The following is a 21618-nucleotide window of genomic DNA, read 5'->3' on the forward strand; positions in this document are numbered from 1 at the left end:
CGGACCCCCCCGGGGCTCCGCGCGCCGGACCGCGAAGCCGGCGCGGCCATTGGGCCGCACCGGCTTCCTTCACCGGTTACTCCAGCGCGGCGGCACATGGCACAGAGCAGGACTACAATCAAATTCCGACGGACGGTACGCCGCCCCGCCGAATCGCATTCGGTCGGGGTCGTTTGCGCTTTTCCGAATCCACGCACGCTGAGAGGGAGACCCACTTGGCAACGCTGAACAAACCGATCGTCTCATTCGCCAAGCTGACGTCGGGGATGGAGCATCCCAACCTCCTCGACGTGCAGCTGAGGGCGTTCGACACGCTTCTCCAGACCGACGCCGCCGCGCGTGAGCGCGAGGACGTGGGGCTGGAGCGCGTCTTCAACGAGATCTTCCCCATCTCCGACGTCAACGGGAACTTCTCCCTGGAATTCGTACGGTACTCGCTGGGCGAGCCCAAGTACGACATGGAGGAGTGCATGGAGCGCGACATGACGTACGCGGCTCCGCTCAAGGCGACGCTCCGGCTGGTGGTGTGGGAGGACGTGGGCGACGAGCGCCGTCCCAAGGACATCATCGAAAAGGAAGTGTACCTGGGGGACCTGCCGGTCCTGACCCCCCTGGGCACCTTCATCATCAACGGCGCCGAGCGCGTCATCGTCAGCCAGCTGCACCGTTCGCCGGGCGTGGTGTTCGAGGAGAACACCCACCCCAACGGGAGCAAGCTGTTCAGCGCGCGCATCATCCCGTTCCGCGGGTCGTGGGTGGAGTTCACCCTCGACATCCACGACGTGGTGGCGGTGCACATCGACAAGAAGAAGAAGTTCCCCGCCACGGCGCTGCTGCGCGCGGTGGGCTTCAGCCGCGACGCCGACATCCTGGGCGTGTTCCTGAAGCGCGACACCGTCGCGCTGAACACGCTGGAGCAGGCCACGGGAAGCGGCCGCCGCGGCGAGGTGTTCCACGGCTTTTTGGCCGAGGACGTGCCCGACCCGGCCGTGCTGGGCCCCAACGGCCCCGTGCTGTACCGCGACATCGTGCTTCCCTCGACGGGCGAGGTGTACGAGCGCGGCCGCCGCGTGACCCCCGAGCTGTACGCGTCGCTCCGCGAGGCCGGCGTCACCACGCTTCCCGTGGTGGCCTCGGCGCTGGTGGCGCGCGCCGGTGACGAGATCAACGGCGACACGCTGGGGCGCATGCTGCGCGCCGGCATCGAGTCGGTGGCCACGTACCGGGCGACCAGCCAGAGCGGCTCGGCGCTTCGGGCCACGCTGGCCAAGGACCCCACGCGCGGCACGCTCGACTCGCTCTTCGCCATCCACAACCTGGTGCGCCCGGGCACGGCCCCGGCCCCCGACACGTGGACCGAGGAAGAGTTCCTGGCCGAGGGCGACACCATCATGCACGTCGCCGACTTCCTGGCGGCGTGGGCGGAGCGCGGTTCGCAGCCGGTAGACCCCATGTCGCGCGAGGGGCAGCGCTCGGTGGAGGAGCGCATGCTGCGCTTCGCCCAGGAGCGCGGCATCCGCTACGTGTGGGAAAGCTTCCGCGACGACCGCACCGAAAAGGCCGGCAAGCCCAGCCGCGTGCTGGTGTACGAGCTGAACCGCGTGGTGCAGGTGTACGTCGCCGTCTGGCGGCTGCTCTTCCAGCCGCGCACCTCGCTCGTCGTCACCGGCGAGCTGACGGGAAGCGGCAACGGCACGGCCGCGGCCAGCACCGACTACTCGGAGTACACGGAAGAGGCGCTGAACAAGCGCTACGACCTGGGCCGCGTGGGCCGCTACAAGATCAACCAGCGGCTGGCCCCGGCCTTCGAGTCGCTGGGCTACACGGTGCCGCCCGCGGGCATGACGGCGCTCACCGCGCAGGACGTGCTGGCCATCCTCTGGCAGCTGATCGAGCTTCACGAGGGGCGCGGCGAAACGGACGACATCGACCACCTGGGCAACCGCCGGGTGCGTTCGGTGGGCGAGCTGATCGCCAACCAGTTCAGCGTGGGCCTCAGCCGCATGGCGCGGCTGGTCCGTGAGCGCATGTCGATCGTGTCGGACCCCGACAAGATCAACATCGACGACCTGGTGAACGCGCGCACGGTGTCGGCGGTGATCCAGCAGTTCTTCGGATCCAGCCAGCTCAGCCAGTTCATGGACCAGACCAACCCCCTGGCCGAGATGACGCACAAGCGCCGTCTCAGCGCGCTGGGGCCGGGCGGCCTTACCCGTGAGCGCGCCGGCTTCGAAGTGCGAGACGTGCACTACTCGCACTACGGGCGCATGTGCCCGATCGAAACGCCGGAAGGCCCGAACATCGGCCTGATCAACTCGCTGACGACGTACGCCCGGATCAACGACCTGGGCTTCATCGAGACGCCCTACCGCAAGGTGGTGCGCGCCATCGTGAAGTACCCGGCGCAGGCCAAGCTGGAAGAGGCCGTGCGCCTGGTGCTGGGCGACCGCGCCAAGGTGTTCGGCAAGAAGGGCGAGACCATCGACGCCGTACGCGGCCGCGAGATCTTCCGCGCCATGGTGGTGGGCGCCGAGCTGGCCGAGGACGTGTTCGACTGGAGCACGCTGTTCCCGCGGATGCTGGCCGGCGAGATCGCCCAGACCGGCTGGGAGCAGGAGTTCGCGGGGCTTCCCGTGCTGGCGAAGCGTGGCGAGCGCATCACCGAAGAGCTGGCCGAGCGCATCGCCGCCCAGCCGGTGAACCTGGTGCGCGTGGTCAGCCGCCGGGCGGGCGCGGCGGCGCGCGGCGTGGCCCCTGAGGCCATCCGCAACCCCATGTCGCTCTCCGTGCGCGTCTTCCAGCCCACCACGGCCGCCGTATTGGCCGTGCCCGGCACGGTGCTGACGGCCGAGGTGGTCGAGGCGCTGAACGAGCGGCAGATGACCGGGCTCGAGGTGCAGGAGTGGGGCGACACCCCCGACGAGGTGGCGATCGACTACACCTCGGGCGTGCCGGCGCTGCCGGCCGAGGGCGAGGTGGGTCGCGCCGTCCTGGGCGCCAGCGGCCGCACGACGCACGTGACCCCCGTGGTCACGCGGATCAGCGCGTGGCTGTCGGCCAACGAGGAAGAAACGGCCCGCATCGCGCAGGCGAACGCCCCCCTGACGCCGGGCTTCACCTTCAACAACGAGTTCGTCCTGTGCCGCGAGCGGGGTGACTTCCCCCTGCTGCGGCCGGAGGAGATCGACTACATGGACGTGGCGCCCGACCAGCTGGTGTCGGTGGCCGCGGCCCTGATCCCGTTCCTGGAGCACGACGACGCCAACCGCGCGCTCATGGGCTCGAACATGCAGCGCCAGGCGGTGCCGCTGCTGTTCCCGCACGCGCCGGTGGTGGGCACGGGGCTGGAAGAGGTGATCGCGCGCGACTCGGGCGCCGTGGTGGTGGCCCGGCGCGGCGGAACGGTGATGGAGGTGACCGCCGACCACATCCTGGTGGATGCCGGGATGGAGGGCGTGGGGTCGGCCGCGGAGCCGCTGCGCCGCCTGGCGCAGTTCGACCGCTACCGGATGAAGAAGTACTGGCGCACCAACCAGGACACCGCGCTCAACCAGCGCCCCATCGTCCGCAAGGGGATGGTGGTGGAAAAGGGCGCCGTGCTGGCCGACGGCCCCTCGACCGACGGCGGCGAGCTGGCCCTGGGCCGCAACCTGCTGGTGGCGTTCATGCCCTGGTACGGACACAACTTCGAGGACGCCATCGTGCTGTCCGAGAAGCTGGTGAAGGACGACGTGTACACCTCCATCCACATCCAGGAGCTGGAGCTCCAGGTGCGCGACACCAAGCGCGGGATGGAAGAGATCACGCGGGAAATTCCCAACGTGGCCGAAGAGTCGCTGGTGGACCTGGACGAGCGCGGCGTCGTGCGCATCGGGGCCCGGGTGAAGGCCGGCGACATCCTGGTGGGCAAGATCACGCCGAAGGGCGAGACCGAGCTTTCTCCCGAAGAAAAGCTGCTGACGGCCATCTTCGGCGAGAAGGCCAAGGACGTAAAGGATTCGTCGCTCAAGGTGCCGCCCGGCGTGGAGGGCACCGTGATCGACGTGAAGATCTTCAGCCGCCGCATCGACGACCCCATCCTCGAAAAGGAGCGGGGGCAGAAGATCGGCGAGCTGCGCGCCTTCGAGCGCACGGAGATCCAGCGCATCGGCGAGGCGCGCGACGAGGAGATCCGCGAGCTGATCCGCGGCCGCGAGGTCGCCCTGTTCCTGAAGAAGGGGACGGTGGAGCCCTTCTTCAACGAGGGGACGCAGCTGACGGACGAGGTGGTCGATTCGCTGGACTTCAACGACATCGACCTCACCACCCTCAAGGTGACGGACCGCCCGACCAACGAGCAGCTCCGCCGCCTGATCGACGAGAGCAAGCGCCGGATCGAGCGGGTGCGCCAGCGCACCGAGGGCCAGATCGACAAGATCTTCCAGCCCGACGAGCTGCCCCCGGGCGTGGTGCAGCTGGTGAAGGTGTACCTGGCCGAGAAGCGCAAGATCTCGGTGGGCGACAAGATGGCCGGCCGCCACGGCAACAAGGGCATCATCGCCCGCATCGTGCCGGAAGAGGACATGCCGTTCCTGCCGGACGGCACCCCGGTGGACGTGTGCCTGAACCCGCTGGGCGTGCCCAGCCGCATGAACGTGGGGCAGATCCTGGAAACCCACCTGGGGTGGGCGGCGCGCGTCCTGGGCTTCGAGGCCAAGACGCCGGTGTTCCAGGGTGCGTCCGAAGACGAGATCGGCACGCTGATCCGCCTGGCGGGCGCCACCTGGGCGCGGCAGTCTCTGGGCGTGCTGAGCGCCATGCCGCCCACCTTCGACGTGGACGACGCGCGCAGCATCGCCGAGACGGTGCAGGCGCACGAGGCCCTGGCGCAGGAGCGGGCCCGCCCCGAGATGGGCATCGGCCGGGCGATCGACTGGATGGTGGGCGCGCCGGAAACCCCGGCGCTGCTCACCGAGAAGCTGAACTCCCTCGCGGCGTACCTCGTTTCCGCCAGCCGCGAGCTGGCCGAGGCCCGGCAGCAGAGCGTGGAGGAGGCCTTCCCGGCCGCCGCCGCGCTGGCCGCCTCCAAGAAGGGCGAGGGGCTGACGGCGGCGCTCGAGGAGCACATGCTGACGGCGGGGCTGACCCCCGGCGGCAAGGTGAAGCTGCGCGACGGCCGTTCGGGCGCGCAGTTCGAAAGCCCGGTGACGGTGGGCACCATCTACATGCTGAAGCTCAGCCACCTGGTGGACGACAAGATCCACGCGCGGTCCATCGGGCCGTACTCGCTGGTGACGCAGCAGCCGCTGGCCGGCAAGGCGCAGTTCGGCGGACAGCGCTTCGGCGAGATGGAGGTGTGGGCGCTGGAGGCGTACGGCGCCGCGCACACGCTGCAGGAAATCCTGACGGTGAAGTCTGACGACGTGAACGGCCGCAGCCGGGTGTACGAGGCCATCGTCAAGGGCGAGAACCTGCCCGAGCCGGGGCTGCCCGAGTCGTTCAACGTGCTGGTGAAGGAGCTTCAGGCGCTGGGCATTTCGGTAACGCTCGGAAGTTAGTGCGGGAGTGCGTGAGTGCGTGAGTGCGGAACTGAAAAGCCGCGCTCACGCACTGACGCACTGACGCACTAACGCACTAACGCACTGTTGTTCAGTCGAGCGCCCGAAATGCCGGGCCTTAAACCGATAGTAAGGGGATCACGAACATGATCGACTTCCCCCGCGTCCGCGAGACCCGGTCTCAGGACTTCAACTTCATCCAGGTGAAGATCGCCTCTCCGGAGGAGATCCGAGGCTGGAGCTTCGGCGAGGTGACCAAGCCGGAGACCATCAACTACCGCTCGTTCAAGCCCGAGCGCGACGGCCTGTTCTGCGAGCGCATCTTCGGTCCCGTCAAGGACTGGGAGTGCCACTGCGGCAAGTTCAAGCGCATCCGCTACCGCGGGCACGTCTGCGACAAGTGCGGCGTCGAGGTGACGCTCAGCAAGGTGCGGCGCGAGCGCATGGGCCACATCGAGCTGGCCGTGCCGGTCGCCCACATCTGGATGTTCAAGACGCTTCCCAGCCAGATGGGCTACCTGCTGGGAATGACGCTGCGCGACCTGGAAAAGGTGATCTACTACGCCGCCTACGCGGTGACCACCCCGGGCGCCCAGGACGTCAAGCACAGCCAGGTGCTCGACGAGGACGAGTTCATCGCGCTGCGCGAGAAGGCGCGCGAGGAAGGCGACGCCGACTTCGCCGCCGACATCGGCGCGCCGGCCATCCGCAACCTGCTGGGCCAGATCGACGTGGACTCGCTGGCCGAGAGCCTGCGCGCGCAGGTGGCCAACGAGACCAGCCAGCACCGCAAGAAGATGGTGCTGAAGCGGCTCAAGGTGATCGACGCCATCCGCGGCTCGGGGGCCACGCCCTCGGAGCGCAACAAGCCGCAGTGGATGATCCTGGACGTGATCCCCGTGATCCCGCCCGACCTTCGCCCGCTGGTGCCGCTGGACGGCGGCCGCTTCGCCACGTCGGACCTGAACGACCTGTACCGCCGCGTCATCAACCGCAACAACCGGTTGAAGAAGCTGATGGAGATGCGCGCTCCCGAGGTGATCCTCCGGAACGAGAAGCGCATGCTGCAGGAGGCGGTGGACGCGCTGTTCGACAACGGGCGCCGCAGCAAGGCCATCCGCGGCCGCGGCAAGCGCCCGCTGAAGTCCCTGAGCGACATGCTCAAGGGCAAGCAGGGCCGCTTCCGGCAGAACCTGCTGGGCAAGCGTGTGGACTACTCGGGCCGTTCGGTGATCGTGGTGGGCCCGGAGCTGAAGCTTCACCAGTGCGGCCTGCCCAAGGCCATGGCGGTGGAGCTCTTCAAGCCGTTCATCATCCACGAGCTGGAAAAGCGGGGCGAGGCCGAGACGGTGAAGCGCGCCAAGAAGATCGTGGAGCGCGACGATCCGCGGGTGTACGAGGTGCTCGAGGACATCATCCGCGACCACCCCGTGCTGCTGAACCGCGCGCCCACGCTTCACCGCCTGGGCATCCAGGCGTTCGAGCCGGTGCTGGTGGAGGGCAAGGCCATCCGCATTCACCCGCTCGTCTGCGCGGCCTTCAACGCCGACTTCGACGGCGACCAGATGGCGGTGCACGTGCCGCTTTCGTTCGAGGCGCAGCTTGAGGCCCGCGTGCTGATGCTGTCGTCGAACAACATCCTGCTGCCCAGCAACGGGCGGCCGGTGGCGGCGCCTTCGCAGGACATCGTCATCGGGTGCTACTGGCTGACCAAGGACCAGGCCGACTTCCGCGACAAGGTGGTGGCGGACCAGGCCGAGATCGCCAAGCCCCCGGCCGAGCGCGACCAGTCCATCGTGCTTCCGCGCTTCGGCTCGGTGGCCGAGGTGGAAATGGCGCTGGCGCACCGCCGCGTGGGCTATCACTCGACGGTGTACTTCTTCACCGACCCGCGCCCCGAGTCCGAGAAGGAGCCGGGCGAGGGGATGGTCAAGGAGTGGGTGCCCACCACCCCCGGGCGCATCATCTTCAACTCGTCGGTTCCGCCCGCCATGGGCTACTGGAACAAGACGATGGGCAAGAAGGAGCAGGGCGACATCATCTTCAGCGCCTACCGCACGGTGGGGTTGGCGACGACGGTGGTGTTCCTGGACAACCTGAAGGCCTTCGGCTTCCGGTACGCCACGCTGGCCGGCGTGTCGGTGGGCATCGAGGACATGAAGATCCCCGGCGAGAAGGACGAGATCCTTCGTGAGGCCGAGGACGACGTGGCGCGCTTCACCCGCGCGTACAACAACGGCGTCATCAGCAACGGCGAGCGCTACAACAAGGTCATCGACACCTGGACGCACGCCAACAACGACGTGGCCGACGCCATGGTGAACCGCCTGGCGGCGGACCGTGGCGGCTTCAACCCGGTGTTCATGATGATGAACTCGGGCGCCCGCGGCTCGCGTGACCAGATGCGCCAGCTGGCCGGCATGCGCGGCCTGATGGCCAAGCCGCAGAAGAAGCTGACCGGCGGCATCGGCGAGATCATCGAGTCGCCGATCAAGTCGAACTTCCGCGAGGGGCTGACGGTGCTGGAGTACTTCATCTCCACGCACGGCGCCCGCAAGGGCCTGGCCGACACGGCGCTGAAGACGGCGGACGCGGGATACCTGACCCGCCGCCTGGTGGACGTGGCCCAGGACGTCACCATCAGCGAAGAGGACTGCGGCACGGTCCTCGGGCTGGAGGTGGCGGCGCTCAAGGAGGGCGAGGACGTGGTGGAGCCGCTGAAGGACCGCATCGTCGGTTCGGTGGCCAACGACGACATCTACGACCCGATCGACGGCGACCTGCTGGTGGCCGCGGGCGAGCTGATCGACGAGGACGCGGCCGACGAGATCGAGCTGGTGGGCATCCAGTCGGTGAAGATCCGCAGCGTGCTCACCTGCGAAAGCCGCCGCGGGCTGTGCGTGAAGTGCTACGGCCGCAACCTGGCCACGATGGGCATCGTGGACCCGGGCGAGGCGGTGGGCATTCTGGCCGCGCAGTCCATCGGGGAGCCGGGCACGCAGCTGACGCTGCGCACCTTCCACATCGGCGGCACGGCGGCCCGCATCGCGGCCACCACCGGGCGCAAGAGCAAAGTCGAGGGCGTGGCCCAGTTCGAACGCATCGTCACGGTGACGACGCCCGAGGGCGCGCGCATCGTCACCAGCCGCGAAGGCGAGATCATCATGCGGTCGGCCGAGGGGGCCATCCGCAGCCGGCTGGCGGTGCCGTACGGCGCCACCATCTCGGTGGAAGACAGCCAGAAGGTGGCCGTGGGCGACACGCTGTTCGCGTGGGACCCGTACTCCGAGCCCATCGTGGCCGACTTCGGCGGCACCCTGCGCTTCATCGACATCGTAGAGGACGAGTCGGTACGCGAGGAGCTCGACGAGTCCACCGGGCGCCGGCAGATGGTGATCATCGAGGACCGCAGCAAGAAGCTGCACCCGATGATCGAGATCATCGACCCGAACGGCGTAAAGGTGCGCGAGTTCATCGTGCCCGTGGGCGCGCAACTCACGGTGCGCGACGGCGAGGTCATTCAGCCGGGTGCCGCGCTGGCCAAGCTGGCCCGCGAGGCGTACAAGACCCGCGACATCACCGGCGGCCTTCCGCGCATCGCCGAGCTGTTCGAGGCGCGCAAGCCCAAGGACCCGGCGGTGATCACCGAGGTGGACGGCACCGTTCGCTTCGGCGACATCAAGCGCGGCAAGCGCGAGGTGCTGGTGATCCCGGAGACGGGGAACGAGCGGGTGTACGAGGTGCCGGTGGGCAAGCACCTGCGCGTGCACGAGGGCGACTCGGTGCGCGCCGGCGACCGCCTGTCGGAGGGCCCGGTGAACCCGCACGACATCCTGCGGATCAAGGGGCCGCAGGCCGTGCAGGAATACCTGCTGAACGAGGTGCAGGAGGTGTATCGCCTGCAGGGCGTGAAGATCAACGACAAGCACATCGGCGTGATCGTGCGCCAGATGCTGCAGAAGGTGCGCATCCTGGAGCCTGGCACCACCGAGTTCCTGGAAGGCGAAACGGTGGACCGCACCGAGTTCGTCGACACCAACACCAAGGTCATGACCAGCGGGGGCACGCCGGCCACGTCGGAGCCGCTGCTGCTGGGCATCACCAAGGCGTCGCTGACCACGCAGTCGTTCATCTCGGCGGCTTCGTTCCAGGAGACCACGCGGGTTCTGACCGACGCCGCTATCCGCGGCGCGCGCGACGACCTGCAGGGGCTGAAGGAAAACATCATCATCGGCCACCTGATCCCGGCCGGTACCGGCATCTACCGGTACGAGGACGTGTCGTTCGGGGCGGACGACGCGCCCGCGAGCGCCCCGGCCCCGGCCGCGGTGGTTGCGGCCGGCGAGACGGCCGTCGTCCAGGCCTGATCGCCGGCGGTGAACTGATGGAGAACGGCCCCGGGCAGCGATGCCCGGGGCCGTTTTTCGCTCCCTCCCGTCCCGCTTTCGCACACGATCAGCGGCCGTAGTGATATCGGGCTTGGTAGAACGCTGGTCCCAGGCTGGTGATCTCGTAGACCAGCCGATGTTCATCGGTGATCCGGCGCGACCAGCGTTTGAGATGATCGTGCTTGAGGACCTCGGGTTTGCCAATGCCGCCGAACGGGTCTCGGACGACGTCTTCGATGAGCTTCATGATCCGGAGTGCAATCCGGGGCTGGCTGGTGATCCAGAATTCCAGATCCCCGCGGAATTCCTCGCGCAGGATCACCTGACGCGGGTCATCGGATTGGTCCGGTGCAGACGGTGCAGGCCGCCGGCTTTTACCGTGGCTCAAGGTGAAGCGAGATCTTGGTGTAGCGCGGCGGCTCGATCGGCGGACCAAAGAGGCGGCGCACCTCCTCGCCCTCCCTGATCAGCCATTCGAGGATGTGGGGCGCCTCGCGAGCCAGGAAGCACCCGTAGTTTTCCTGAGGCACGTGGCGGCGGATCCCGAACGACATCTGGGGCGCGATGCGGGCCCGTTGGGTAGCAGTGGTCACTTTCCTTTTCCCTTGCTCGTCCACAGGTTACCCCCAACGATGCACGTTTCGGTGGCTGCTGTCAAGAACGTCCAGTATCCGCCACGGCACGGACGCCTGACACCGTCGTGCCCTTCCTCTATCCAAACCGGCCGCCATGAAGATACAGCAACGTTCGCTCCTGCTGGCCGCGCTCGCCGCCGCCGTTTCCGCCTGCACCGGAACGGCGCCGTCCGCCGCTCCCGCGCCGGCCGCCGAGGCGCCGTACGACGTGCTGATCCGAAACGGGATGATCATCGACGGCACCGGGAGTCCGTGGTACCGGGGCGACGTGGCGCTGCGGGGCGACAGGATCGCGGCGGTGGGGCAGCTGCGGGCGGCGCAGGCGCGCGACACCATCGACGCGACCGGCCTCGTGGTCTCGCCCGGATGGATCGACATGCTTGGGCACAGCGAGTACCCGCTGCTCCGCGACGGGCGCGCCATCAGCAAGATCACGCAGGGGATCACCAGCGAGATCACGGGCGAGGTGACCAGCGTGGTGCCGGTGAACGCGAACACCCTGCGCGAGCTGGGGCGCGACTCGGTGCCCTGGAGCGACCTGGACGGCTACTTCGCCGCGCTGGAGCGGGCGCGCCCGGCCATCAACCTGGGGACGTTCGTCACCGTGGGCTCGGTGCGGCGCTACGCCATGGGCGACGTCAATCGCGCGCCCACCGCGGCCGAGCTGGACACCATGCGCGCGCACGTGGCCGCGGCCATGGAGGACGGCGCCATGGGGCTGTCGTCGGGGCTGATCTACACGCCCGCCTCGTTCGCCACCACGGAGGAGGTGATCGAGCTGGCCCGGGTGGCGGCCCGGTATGGCGGCGGATACGCCTCGCACATCCGCTCGGAGGGCGAGCGGCTGGTGGAGGCGGTGAACGAGGCCATCCGCATCGGGGAGGAGGGCGGCACCTGGGTGCAGATCCACCATCTGAAGGCGTCGGGCCGGGCGAACTGGGGGAAGATGGTGCCGGCCGTGGCGGCCATCGAGGCGGCCCGCGCGCGGGGCGTGGACGTGACCGCCGACCAGTACCCGTACCCCGCCAGCGGCACCGGGCTCGACGCCACCATCCCCAACTGGGCACACGCGGGCGGCACCGACTCCTTGCTGGCCCGCCTGGCCGATCCCACGACCCGCGCACGCCTTCGCGAAGAGCTTACCGGCGGCGGAACCGACTGGCGTATCGGTACGTCCGCCGGTGGGCCGTCGGGGGTGATGATCGCCGGGGTGAGCACCGACAGCCTGCGGCGCTACCAGGGGATGCGGCTGAGCGAGGTGGCGGAGGCGCGCGGGCAGGAGGTGGTGGACGCGCTGTTCGACATCCTGCTGGCGGACCGGGCGAACACTTCGGCGATCTACTTCTCGATGTCGGAGGAGGACATCGAGTACGGGATGCGCCAGCCCTGGATGATGGTGGGGATCGACGCGGGGGCGCGGGCGGCGGACAGCACGGTGACGGGGAAGCCGCATCCGCGTGCGTACGGCTCGTTCCCGCGCATCCTCTGCCGGTACGTGCGCGAGCGGAACGTGATCACGCTGCCGGACGCCATCCGCCGCTTCACGTCACTGCCCGCGGCGCGCGTGGGGCTGGACGACCGCGGGGTGCTGAAGGAGGGGATGTTCGCGGACCTGACCGTCTTCGACCCCAACACCGTCTGCGACCGCGCCACGTTCGAGGAGCCGGTGCAGACGAGCGTGGGGATCGTGCACGTAATCGTGAATGGCGTGCCTGTGATTCGTGGCGGCGCCGTCACGGGCGAGCGGCCGGGGCGGGCGCTGCGGCGGGCGGGGGCGCGTTAGGCGGGTGAGCCCCAGGAAAGGGGACGAGGCGGAAGGCGGGAGTGCGGCGCATTCTGCGGGTTGCCCCTCCCCCCGGCCCCCTCCCCGCACAAACTGCGTGCGGAGAGGGGGAGAACTGCTTTTCAGGATGCGTCCAGGGCAGCTTCGATGCGCCGGAGAACAGACGGAAGGTCTTGCAGCACCTCCTCGTTGCGGAAGCGGAGTACTCGGATTTTCAAGCGTCCTAGCGCTTCGGTGCGAGCCGCATCGTAATCCTGCTGCCCATCGTGAACGGGACCGTCGAGTTCGACGCACAGCTTCTCCCGGGGGCAGTAGAAATCAAGGATGAACCGCTCGACCGGGTGCTGGCGGCGGAACGGAACGCCGCGCATCTGCTGCCCTCGTAACGCTTCCCAGAGATGTGCTTCCGCCGGGGTCGCTTTCTGCCGGTGCTCCTTGGCTGCCGTCAGAATCGGCTGACGGATTCGCCGGATTCGCCTCTCGGTCATCTTCACCGCTCTCGATCCGTGTTTTTTGCTCCCCTCTCCGCACGTAGTTTGTGCGGGGAGGGGCTGGGGGAGGGGCCTCCCGGGGGCCGCAATTAGCGTCCGCTTCAAACGCCAGTCAAGATTCTCGTGGTTCCCAAATTCCAACGGCGAGATCCGGACGACGGATCGCGCGGGGCGACGTATTATCCTGCCATGATCATGACGCACGAGGACATGCTGGAGCGGTTCTACGCTCGGGACCACGACAGCAACGGCCGGTTCATCACCGGCGTGCTGACCACGGGCATCTACTGCCTTCCCTCGTGCACCGCGCGCAAGCCGCTGCCGCAGAACGTGCGTTTCTTCACCACGCAGGACGAGGCGCGCTCCGCCGGCCTGCGCCCGTGCCGCCGCTGCAGGCCCGACAATTTCTACGACCGCTACGATCCCGACCTGCACCTGCTGGAAACGCTTGCCGCCGACGTCCGCCGCCGCCCGGCCGACTTCGCGGACGCGGCGGCGCTCGTCTCCGCCTCCGGCATCGGCGCGACCAAGCTGAACGCCCTGTTCCGCAGGCACTTTCACCTGAGCCCGGCCGCGTTCCTGGTGCGCGAACGAGTGGATGCCGCGTGCGGCGCCTTGGCCGACGGCCGGTCCATCAGCGAGGCGGCGTACGCGGCGGGCTTCGAGAGCCTCTCCACCTTCCACGATAATTTCCGCCGGCAGACGGGGCTTACGCCGGGCGACTACCGCGCGCTTGGCTCGTCCGCAGAGTTCTCGATCGCGCTGCCGCCCGGGTTCCGCACGGACGTGGTGCTGCGCTCCCACGGGCGCGATCCCGACAGCGTGCTGGAGCGCGTGGAGGGCGACGAGCTGGTGAAGGGGTTGATGCTGGGCGATGCGCCCGCCGTCCTTCGCCTGCGGTTCGTAGGGGATGCGGTGCAGTGCCGGGTGGAGGAGATCGACCGACCCGGGGCGGGGGAGATGCGGGGGGCTCACGCGGCCGCGGCCCGGCTTCTCGGGCTGGCGGGCGACCCGTCGGGCTTCGAGCGGCTGGTGGCGCGCCGGGCGGACCTGGCGCGGCTGGTGGAGGGCCGGCGCGGGCTGCGCATCCCGCAGACGGCGGACGCGTGGGAGTGCCTGGTGTGGACCATCGTCGGGCAGCAGGTGAATCTGCCGTTCGCCTACGCGCTGCGGACGGTGGTCGCCGAGTTGGCCGGCACGCCGGTGGGCGCGGGCCTCCGTGCGCACCCCACGCCCGAAGCCGTCGCCCAGCTGGACTACGCGGACCTGACCGCCCGCCGCTTCTCGCGCCGCAAGGCGGAGTACGTGATCGATACGGCGCGCCTGATTGCCGGGGGCGGGCTGCGGCTGGATGCCGCCGAGCGCGAGATGGCGACCACGCTGGAGCGGCGCCTGCTCGACGTTCGCGGCCTGGGGCCCTGGTCCGTGCGCTACCTGATGATGCGCGGCTTCGGCTTCGCGGACTGCGTCGCGGTGGGCGACGCGGGGCTTTCCGCCGCCCTGACACGCTTCTTTTCGCTCGACCACCGGCCGGGCGGGGCAGAGATGGAGGAGTTGATGGCGCCCTTCGCCCCGTTCCGCAGCCTTGCGACCTTTCATCTCTGGGCCAGCCTGGGAGACCCGCAATGACCACGTACGCATCATCCATCGACACGCCCGTAGGTCCGCTCACCGCCGTCGTACACGAGAGCGGCGCGCTCACTCACCTGCTGTTCGCACATCAGCGTGTGCCCGCGGACGCCGTGTGGGATGCGCAGCGGTGCGCGCCCGTGGCGGCCCAGATGCGGGAGTACTTCGCGGGTGAGCGGACGGATTTCGATCTTCCGCTCGCCCCGGCGGGATCGGCTTTTCAGCAGCAGGTGTGGCGGGAGTTGCGCGGCATCGGCTTCGGCGTGACGGCCGGGTACGGTGCGCTGGCCGTGCGCCTGGGCCGGGCAGGGAGCGCGCGCGCCGTGGGCCGGGCGAACGCCACGAATCCCATCCCCATCGTCATCCCTTGCCATCGTGTGGTCGGATCGGATGGATGCCTGACGGGCTACGCGGGCGGGATGGAGATGAAGATGGCGCTGCTTCGGCTGGAGGGGATCGCGATTCGTGACGGGCGGATGCCGCGGTTGTCCAAAGCTGCGTAAACTGCGGGCCTCACACGGAGGACACAAAGGAGGAGCGGGGCGCGCCTCCGCAGTTACTCCGTGCCCTCCGTGAGACGCCCTTCCTTCACTCGATGCGGGTGAGGAAGTCGAGGCGGATCATCCGCGTGCCGTGGCCGGCGAAGTCCACCTCCGCCTTTTCGCCGGAGAGCGCCAGGACCAGGCCCTCTCCGTACGTTTCGTGGCGCACCTCGTCTCCCGGCCCGAGCATCTCCTCCGCTGGCTCCGGCGTGGAGATGTCGGAGAAGTCGAAGCCCTCGGGCGTTGCCTCGCGCTTGGCGGACGTGCCATTCGCCTTTCCGGCCGCGTCGTTGTCGCAGTGCCCGCACCTCCAGTCCTCCGCGCGCTCCTCGCCGAAGTAGTCCATGATCATCTTCGTGCGGCAGTGCGCCGTGCGGCAGTACCGTACCATCTGCTCCAGCTTCTTGCGGTCCGTCTCGCGCCGCTGCTCGTAATCCAGCAGCTCCTGGCTGAGGTCGGCCGCGGCCACGTCGGGCACCAGGCGCTCCCACACGCCGCCGCGGTGCTCGCGCATCATCCCGTGCCGCTTGAGCAGCGTAAGGACGATGCGTGCCTTGCGACGCGCCACCTCGGCCATGTCGGCGATCTCGTCCAGCGGGCGCTTCTCCTCCATCGGCATGCGGTTGACGATGCGCGCCACCGAGATGGCCTCGTCCAGGTCGGGATACTTGCCGCCCAGGAAGTAGCCCTGCACGCCCTTGTCTTCTTCGCGGTACAGGATCACGCAGCGCGAGGGCTGCCCATCGCGCCCCGCCCGCCCGGCTTCCTGGTAGTACGATTCGATGGAGCCGGTGAAGTGGTAGTGCACGATGAAGCGGATGTCGCGCTTGTCGATGCCCAGCCCGAAGGCGTTCGTCGCGACGACCGCCTTCACCTTGCCGCCCATGAAGCGGTCCTGCGCCTCGTGCCGCTCCTTTGCGCCCAGCTTGCCGTGGTACAGCGCCAGGTCGTGCTTGCGGCCGAACTCCTCGTAGATGCGCTCGGCCTCCTTGACCGTCGCCACGTAGACGATCCCCGTTCCCTCGGCCCGCCGGAGGATCTGCTCCAGCGCGGCGTCCTTTTCCGACTCGTTGACGGTCGGCTGCACTTCCAGGAACAGGTTGGGGCGCATCAGCTCGCCCACCCAGGTGAACGGGTCGCGCATCTTGAGCTGACGCGCGATGTCGTCACGCACCTCGGGCGACGCGGTGGCCGTCAGCGCCATTACCGGCGGGCGGCCCAGGCGTTCGGCGATGGCGCCCAGCATCATGTAGTCCGGCCGGAAGTCGTGCCCCCACTGGCTGACGCAGTGCGCCTCGTCCACCACGAACAGCGAGATCTCGCGCTCCATCAGCACCTCGAAGAACTCGCGGTTGCGGAAGCGCTCGGGGGTCAGGTACAGGATCTTCCCCTCGCCACCCTCCACCGCCGCCTCCGCCGCCCGCTTGTCCGCCGTGGATTGCGCCGAGTTGATGGTCCACGCGTCCACGCCCAGTTCGTCGAGCTTGTCCGTCTGGTCCTTCATCAGCGCGATCAGCGGGCTGACCACGATGGTAAGCCCGGGCAGCATCAGCGCCGGAAGCTGGTAGATCAGCGACTTGCCGGCGCCCGTGGGCAGCACCACGAGCGCGTCGCGGCCGTCAAGGACGGCGCGGATCGTCTCTTCCTGGCCGGGGCGGAACTCCGAAAGCTCGAAGTCGCGCGCAAGCACGTCTTCCAACCGACGCGTGCTGGTCGTTGTAGAGGTCGCCAAGTCGTTGTGGTGTCTTATGTTGAGGACGATCGGGCGGCTCAGGGCTGCGCAAGGGTCGGACCACTTTGCACTCGCGGGCGGCTCATGATGGCCGGATTCTCCAGCGTCTGCGCGGTTTGCGGGCCGCCGCCGCGCGTGGAGCGCCTCCCGGGCACCGTGCTTGCAAATGGGGATGGCACGCTCGCCGAGAGGCCGGGCTGGCAGGACTGATTTCACACGTTGAGGAGACGGACATGACCAAGTTCAAGCGTTCTCTTACGGTTGCGCTCGCCGTGACCACCCTGGGCACGTCGGCCGGGTGCGCGTCGATGAACAACACCGAGCGCGGCGCGGCGGCGGGTGCCGGCGCGGGCGGCGCCATCGGCGCGGTGATCGGGCGGCAGTCGGGCAACACGGCCCGCGGCGCCATCATCGGCGCGGTGCTGGGGGGTGCGGCGGGCGCGGTGATCGGGCGCCGGATGGACCGCCAGGCGGCGGAGCTGGACAATTCGCTGGAGGGCGCGGAAGTCGAGCGCGTGGGCGAGGGCATCGCGGTGACCTTCGAGTCGGGCGTGCTGTACCCGTTCGACAGCGACCAGGTGCTCCCCGCCGGCCGCGAGAACCTGCGCCGCCTAGCCACGAGCCTGCGCAACTATCCGGGCACCGAAGTGCTGATCGTGGGCCACACCGACGCGCAGGGCGCCGACGACTACAACATGCGCCTGTCGTACCGCCGCGCCGAGGCTGCGCGCCAGTTCCTGGTCGCGCAGGGCATTCCGGCGGGTGACGTTCGCGTGGAAGGCCGCGGCGAGGCGGAGCCGGTGGCCGACAACAGCACCGAGTCCGGCCGCGCGCAAAACCGCCGCGTGGAGGTCGCGATCTTCGCGAGCGAGGAGTACCGCCAGCAGGTGCTGCAGCAGAACCAGTAAGCTCTGGTTCCACGCTGCAGGTAGTGAGTCGCCCCGGTCGCCTTCATGGCGCCGGGGCGACTCGGCGTTTGTGGGTTGAGCGCGGGCGGGGGGTCGTGGACGCTGCCGCGCCCCGGCTTCGTGCTGGGGGAGAGTAGATCCTTCGGCGCGCGGAGGTTGTGCTGCGGGCTGGTGCGGCGCGCCTGCGCCTCAGGATGACAAATCGTTGCGCGCTCGACGGTTAGGATCGGCTCTGTGAGGGCCAGAGCGCGTCCAGCAGCGCGAATGCGGCGCGGGGCACCCCGCGTCCGGGATCGCACGACGGGTCGTACGCGGTGAGGGCGATCGCACCGAGGTCGAAGCGGGCGGCGACTGCCTGGACCACCGCTTCCACCTGCGCCAGCGAGAGCCCGCCTTCCGCCGCGTAGGTGTTCGCGCGGGCCACGGACGGATCGAGCACGTCGAGGTCGATGTGCAGGTAGATCGTCGGCGTGCGCTGCCGCAGGGAGTCCAGCGCGGAGGACAGGCCCTCATCGACTTGCCTCGGCGAAAGGTGCGTAATCGCTGACGCGCCAATCACTTCCGTTTCGCCCTCGTCCAGATCGCGGGCACCGATCAGCACCACGCGGTCATCGGGGATGGGGCGGAAGCCGGGAATCGCGCTGGCGAGGCGAGCCCAGCAGCGGCCGGTCGCGGTTGCGAGCGACATCCCGTCCAGGAAGCCGCTGCCCGTGGTCTCGGGCGTGTTCAGGTCGCCGTGCGCATCCAGCCAGACCACGCCCGGCTCGGCGTCGGCCAGCGCGGCGAGCGTGCCCAGCGCGGTGCCGCAGTTGCCCGAAAGGACGATCGGCAGCTCGCCCGCGGAGCGTGCGGCATGGACGCGGTCGCGCAGGCGGGCGGCGAGCTCGAAGGCGGTGCTGATCTCCGATGTCGGCTCGTCGGGCGGGAGCTCGATGTGCTCGATGGTAACGCGATGCCCCGCCGCGCGCAGGTGGTTCTCCAGCCCGCAATCGAGCAGCCGATCGGGGCCGGCGCCCATCCGCCAGTCGCGGATCGCGGTGTCGTAGGGGACGGCGATGATGCGCAGGTCCACGCGTGGCTCCGGTCAGGGGCGGGCGGCCAGGAGTTCCAGCAGCAGGCGCGCGGCGAGCTTGGCGGTGCGCCCGTCCTGGTCGTACGGCGGCGAAGTTTCCATGATATCCGCGCCGATCAGCCGCGGGTCGGTGCACGCGGTGCGGACGATCTCGATCATCTCGCGCGCCGTCAGCCCGCCAATGCCCGCCGCGCTCACCCCGGGCGCGAACGCGGCGTCGCAGGCGTCCATGTCGATGCTCAGGTACAGCGCGTTCGCCCCGCTGGTGGCGCGGTAGAGGGCGGCCTTGGCGACCTTGGTGGCTCCGTGCGTCTCCACCTCGTCCATCGTCGTCAGATGGATGCCCCGGCCGGCGGCGAAGTCCAGGTAGTACTGCGAGTTGGCGAACCGGCGGATACCGATCATCGCCACGCGGGCGCCTTCCACGATGCCCGTCTCCAGCGCCCGGCGGAACGGGGTGCCGCTGGAAAGGTGTGCCTCGTCGTCGTACTCGCGCACGTCCAGGTGCGCATCCACCGTCATCAGGGCGAGCGCGATGTCCGGTCGCGCGGCGGCCAGGCCGCGGATGATCGAACCCGTGATGCCGTGGTCCCCGCCCAGAAAGACAGGCCGAGCGCCGGACGCGAACACCTGGCGCGCGGCTTCCTCGATCGCCCGGTGCGCATCGGAGCCGTTCATCGTGGGGACGGATACGTCGCCCAAGTCGATGGCGGGGGACACGTGCCGGTCGCCATCGAACGTACCGAACGAGGACAGCGCCTCGCGAATGGCCTTGGGCCCGAAACGGGCGCCGGGGCGCGACGGGATGCCGCCGTCGTACGGAACGCCGATCACGACGGCGCGGCCCTCCATCGCCTCCTGGCCGTCCCACGGGCGCAGCAGCGTGGGCGCACGCGGGTCGCGCGGGTCGGCTTCGGCGCGCAGGCCGGCGAGGGGATCGGGCGTGGTGTCGGGCACGGGAGGCGGGGCACGGGTTGCTTGCCGGACGAACGGCGAGGGGACAGGTTAGTGCTGGGGGAGGGAATAGGGAATGGGGAACAGGAAGAGAACGACGGACGCCGCTCCCCGGCACATCAATCGATCGCGAGAAATGCGCATTCTGACGGGGCTTCAGCCTTCGGGCATCCTTCACATCGGCAACTACTTCGGGGCCATCAAGCCCATCCTGGACCTGCAGGGTCGCGGCGAAGTGTTCCTGTTCCTGGCAGACCTCCACGCGCTCACGTCGCTCACGGACGCCAACGCGCTGCGCGAGAACGTCCGCGCCGCGGCGGTAGACCTGCTGGCGTGCGGGCTGGACCCCGAGCGCACGACCATGTGGCGCCAGTCGGACGTGGCGTATCACGCGGAGCTGATGTGGATTCTCTCCACCGTCACGCCGATGGGGCTGATGGAGCGCATGGTGGCGTACAAGGAAAAGACGCAGCGCGGCATCTCGTCGAACGTGGGGCTGTTCACCTATCCCATCCTGCAGGCCGCGGACATCCTGGCGTACGAGGCGGACCGCGTGCCCGTGGGCAAGGACCAGAAGCAGCACCTGGAGGCCACGCGCGACATCGCCATCAAGATCAACGAGGCGTTCGGCGAGGGCACACTGAAGCTGCCGGAGGCCCAGATCGCCGAAGACGTCGCCGTCGTGCCGGGGCTGGACGGGCAGAAGATGAGCAAGAGCTACGGCAACACCATCGACATCTTCATGCCCGAAAAGGCGTTGCGGAAACGGGTGATGCAGATCGTCACCGATTCCACGCCGCTGGAAGATCCCAAGGACCCGGACGCGTCCACCATCGTCGCCCTGTACCGCCTGTTCGCCACGGCCGAGCAGGTGCAGCAGATGAAGGACGAGTTCCGCGCCGGCGGCGTGGGCTACGGCCACTTCAAGCAGCGGCTGTTCGAGGCGATATGGGAGTTCTACGCGCCCATGCGCCAGCGCCGCGAGGAGATCCTGGCGCGCCCCGGCTACGTGGACGAGGTGCTGGCCGAGGGCGCGCGGCGGGCCCGCGAGGTGGCGGGTCCCGTCGTCGAGCGCGTGTGGAAGGCCGTCGGACTGCGCTGATGGCGGCGACCGGGTTCGGCCCGCACCGCTGACGATGGGTCCGATCGCCGACGGAGCGGACTTGTTGACGATCGGCGGCGTGCGGCTGGAGTGCCGGTGGATCGGGCCGGGACCGGACGAGGCACCCACGATCGTGTTCCTGCACGAGGGACTGGGATCGGTCTCCACCTGGCGCGGGTTTCCGCAGGCGTTGACGGAGGTGACCGGATGCGGTGCGCTGGTCTACTCCCGCGCGGGCTACGGCCGGTCCGAGCCCGTCGTTCTGCCGCGTCCCGTGGAGTTCATGCACCGCGAGGCGGAGGTGCTGGACGAGGTGCTCCGCGCGGCGAACGTCCGGCGCGCTGTCCTCTTCGGCCACAGCGACGGCGCGTCCATCGCCCTGATCCACGCCGGGAGCCATCCGTCGGACATCGTCGCCGGGCTGGTGCTGGAGGCGCCGCACGTGTTCGTGGAGGACGTGAGTGTCGACAGTATCGCACAGATCGGGGACGCGTATCGGTCGACGGACCTGCGCGAGCGGCTGGCCCGCCATCACCAGCACGTGGACGTGGCGTTCTGGGGATGGAACGGCGTGTGGCTGGATCCGGATTTCCGCGCGTGGAACATCGAACACCTGCTGCCGTCCATCCGCGTCCCCGCGCTGGTGATCCAGGGCGAAGCCGACGAGTACGGCACGTGGGCGCAGGTGGAATCCATCCAGCGCCTGTCCGGTGGCCCCGTCGACGTGCTGCGCATCGCGGACTGCGGGCACGCGCCGCACGTGCAGCATCCGGGTCTGGTGATGGACGCCGCCACCCGCTTCATAGGCGGCCTTCTCCGCGTGCCGTAGCCATCCATTCCCGGAG

General features: G+C 69.0%; 14 protein-coding genes. 8 read left to right on the forward strand and 6 right to left on the reverse strand.

Going from position 1 to position 21618, the window contains the following annotated elements:
* Positions 1-266 precede the first annotated feature (266 nt).
* Complete coding sequence (locus VGB24_RS09660) at positions 267-5537, forward strand: DNA-directed RNA polymerase subunit beta (RefSeq protein ID WP_414676722.1); 5271 nt, start codon at positions 267-269, stop codon at positions 5535-5537.
* 146 nt (positions 5538-5683) lie between these two features.
* Positions 5684-9904 (forward strand): DNA-directed RNA polymerase subunit beta', encoded by a 4221-nt coding sequence (gene rpoC / locus VGB24_RS09665; RefSeq protein ID WP_331072737.1) that lies wholly within the window; start codon positions 5684-5686, stop codon positions 9902-9904.
* 88 nt (positions 9905-9992) lie between these two features.
* On the opposite strand, the gene VGB24_RS09670 is transcribed toward rpoC, so the two are convergent.
* Together VGB24_RS09670 and VGB24_RS09675 are read right to left on the reverse strand one after the other, a co-directional pair.
* A complete protein-coding gene (locus tag VGB24_RS09670) occupies positions 9993-10247 on the reverse strand; it encodes a Txe/YoeB family addiction module toxin (protein WP_331072738.1) in 255 nt (84 codons plus the stop codon).
* Positions 10248-10299: 52 nt separating this feature from the next.
* Positions 10300-10518, reverse strand: a complete 219-nt coding sequence (locus VGB24_RS09675) for a hypothetical protein (RefSeq protein WP_331072739.1) — start codon at positions 10516-10518, stop codon at positions 10300-10302.
* A 136-nt stretch (positions 10519-10654) separates the two neighbouring features.
* On the opposite strand from VGB24_RS09675, the gene VGB24_RS09680 reads away from it, so the two are divergent.
* Positions 10655-12343, forward strand: a complete 1689-nt coding sequence (locus VGB24_RS09680) for a D-aminoacylase (RefSeq protein ID WP_331072740.1) — start codon at positions 10655-10657, stop codon at positions 12341-12343.
* A 122-nt stretch (positions 12344-12465) separates the two neighbouring features.
* Here the strand turns inward: VGB24_RS09680 and VGB24_RS09685 are convergent, their stop codons facing one another.
* Positions 12466-12831 carry an endonuclease domain-containing protein gene (locus VGB24_RS09685; protein ID WP_331072789.1) on the reverse strand — a complete coding sequence of 122 codons (366 nt, stop codon included), beginning with the start codon at positions 12829-12831 and terminating at the stop codon, positions 12466-12468.
* A gap of 192 nt (positions 12832-13023) precedes the next feature.
* Here VGB24_RS09685 and VGB24_RS09690 point away from each other — a divergent pair, with 192 nt between their 5' ends.
* Together VGB24_RS09690 and VGB24_RS09695 are read left to right on the forward strand one after the other, a co-directional pair.
* Entirely contained in the window at positions 13024-14463 is a 1440-nt protein-coding gene (locus tag VGB24_RS09690; protein ID WP_331072741.1) for a DNA-3-methyladenine glycosylase 2 family protein, read from the forward strand.
* Complete coding sequence (locus VGB24_RS09695) at positions 14460-14966, forward strand: methylated-DNA--[protein]-cysteine S-methyltransferase (RefSeq protein WP_331072742.1); 507 nt, start codon at positions 14460-14462, stop codon at positions 14964-14966. Before VGB24_RS09690 ends, VGB24_RS09695 begins: the two co-directional genes overlap by 4 nt.
* A gap of 85 nt (positions 14967-15051) precedes the next feature.
* On the opposite strand, the gene VGB24_RS09700 is transcribed toward VGB24_RS09695, so the two are convergent.
* Positions 15052-16695, reverse strand: coding sequence for an ATP-dependent DNA helicase RecQ (locus tag VGB24_RS09700; protein ID WP_331072790.1), 1644 nt, complete (start codon positions 16693-16695; stop codon positions 15052-15054).
* 275 nt (positions 16696-16970) lie between these two features.
* Here VGB24_RS09700 and VGB24_RS09705 point away from each other — a divergent pair, with 275 nt between their 5' ends.
* Positions 16971-17645, forward strand: coding sequence for an OmpA family protein (locus VGB24_RS09705; RefSeq protein ID WP_331072743.1), 675 nt, complete (start codon positions 16971-16973; stop codon positions 17643-17645).
* A gap of 220 nt (positions 17646-17865) precedes the next feature.
* Here VGB24_RS09705 and VGB24_RS09710 read toward each other — a convergent pair whose 3' ends face one another.
* Positions 17866-18717, reverse strand: coding sequence for an arginase family protein (locus tag VGB24_RS09710; RefSeq protein WP_331072744.1), 852 nt, complete (start codon positions 18715-18717; stop codon positions 17866-17868).
* A 12-nt stretch (positions 18718-18729) separates the two neighbouring features.
* Positions 18730-19674 (reverse strand): formimidoylglutamase, encoded by a 945-nt coding sequence (hutG, locus tag VGB24_RS09715; RefSeq protein ID WP_331072745.1) that lies wholly within the window; start codon positions 19672-19674, stop codon positions 18730-18732.
* A gap of 133 nt (positions 19675-19807) precedes the next feature.
* Between hutG and trpS the strand changes: the two genes are divergently transcribed.
* The gene (gene trpS, locus VGB24_RS09720; protein WP_331072746.1) at positions 19808-20773 is read left to right on the forward strand and encodes a tryptophan--tRNA ligase; all 966 of its coding nucleotides are present in this window, start codon (positions 19808-19810) and stop codon (positions 20771-20773) included.
* Positions 20774-20807: 34 nt separating this feature from the next.
* Positions 20808-21602, forward strand: coding sequence for an alpha/beta hydrolase (locus VGB24_RS09725; RefSeq protein WP_331072747.1), 795 nt, complete (start codon positions 20808-20810; stop codon positions 21600-21602).
* Positions 21603-21618: the final 16 nt, after the last annotated feature.

Source organism: Longimicrobium sp., from assembly GCF_036399935.1.
GTDB lineage: Bacteria > Gemmatimonadota > Gemmatimonadetes > Longimicrobiales > Longimicrobiaceae > Longimicrobium.

Coding starts and splice junctions, on each gene's coding strand:
- VGB24_RS09660 (WP_414676722.1), top strand. CDS start 267: ATGGAGCATCCCAACCTCCTCGACGTGCAGCTGAGGGCGTTCGACACG.
- rpoC (WP_331072737.1), top strand. CDS start 5,684: ATGATCGACTTCCCCCGCGTCCGCGAGACCCGGTCTCAGGACTTCAAC.
- VGB24_RS09680 (WP_331072740.1), top strand. CDS start 10,655: ATGAAGATACAGCAACGTTCGCTCCTGCTGGCCGCGCTCGCCGCCGCC.
- VGB24_RS09685 (WP_331072789.1), bottom strand. CDS start 12,831: ATGACCGAGAGGCGAATCCGGCGAATCCGTCAGCCGATTCTGACGGCA.
- VGB24_RS09690 (WP_331072741.1), top strand. CDS start 13,024: ATGATCATGACGCACGAGGACATGCTGGAGCGGTTCTACGCTCGGGAC.
- VGB24_RS09695 (WP_331072742.1), top strand. CDS start 14,460: ATGACCACGTACGCATCATCCATCGACACGCCCGTAGGTCCGCTCACC.
- VGB24_RS09705 (WP_331072743.1), top strand. CDS start 16,971: ATGACCAAGTTCAAGCGTTCTCTTACGGTTGCGCTCGCCGTGACCACC.
- trpS (WP_331072746.1), top strand. CDS start 19,808: ATGCGCATTCTGACGGGGCTTCAGCCTTCGGGCATCCTTCACATCGGC.
- VGB24_RS09725 (WP_331072747.1), top strand. CDS start 20,808: ATGGGTCCGATCGCCGACGGAGCGGACTTGTTGACGATCGGCGGCGTG.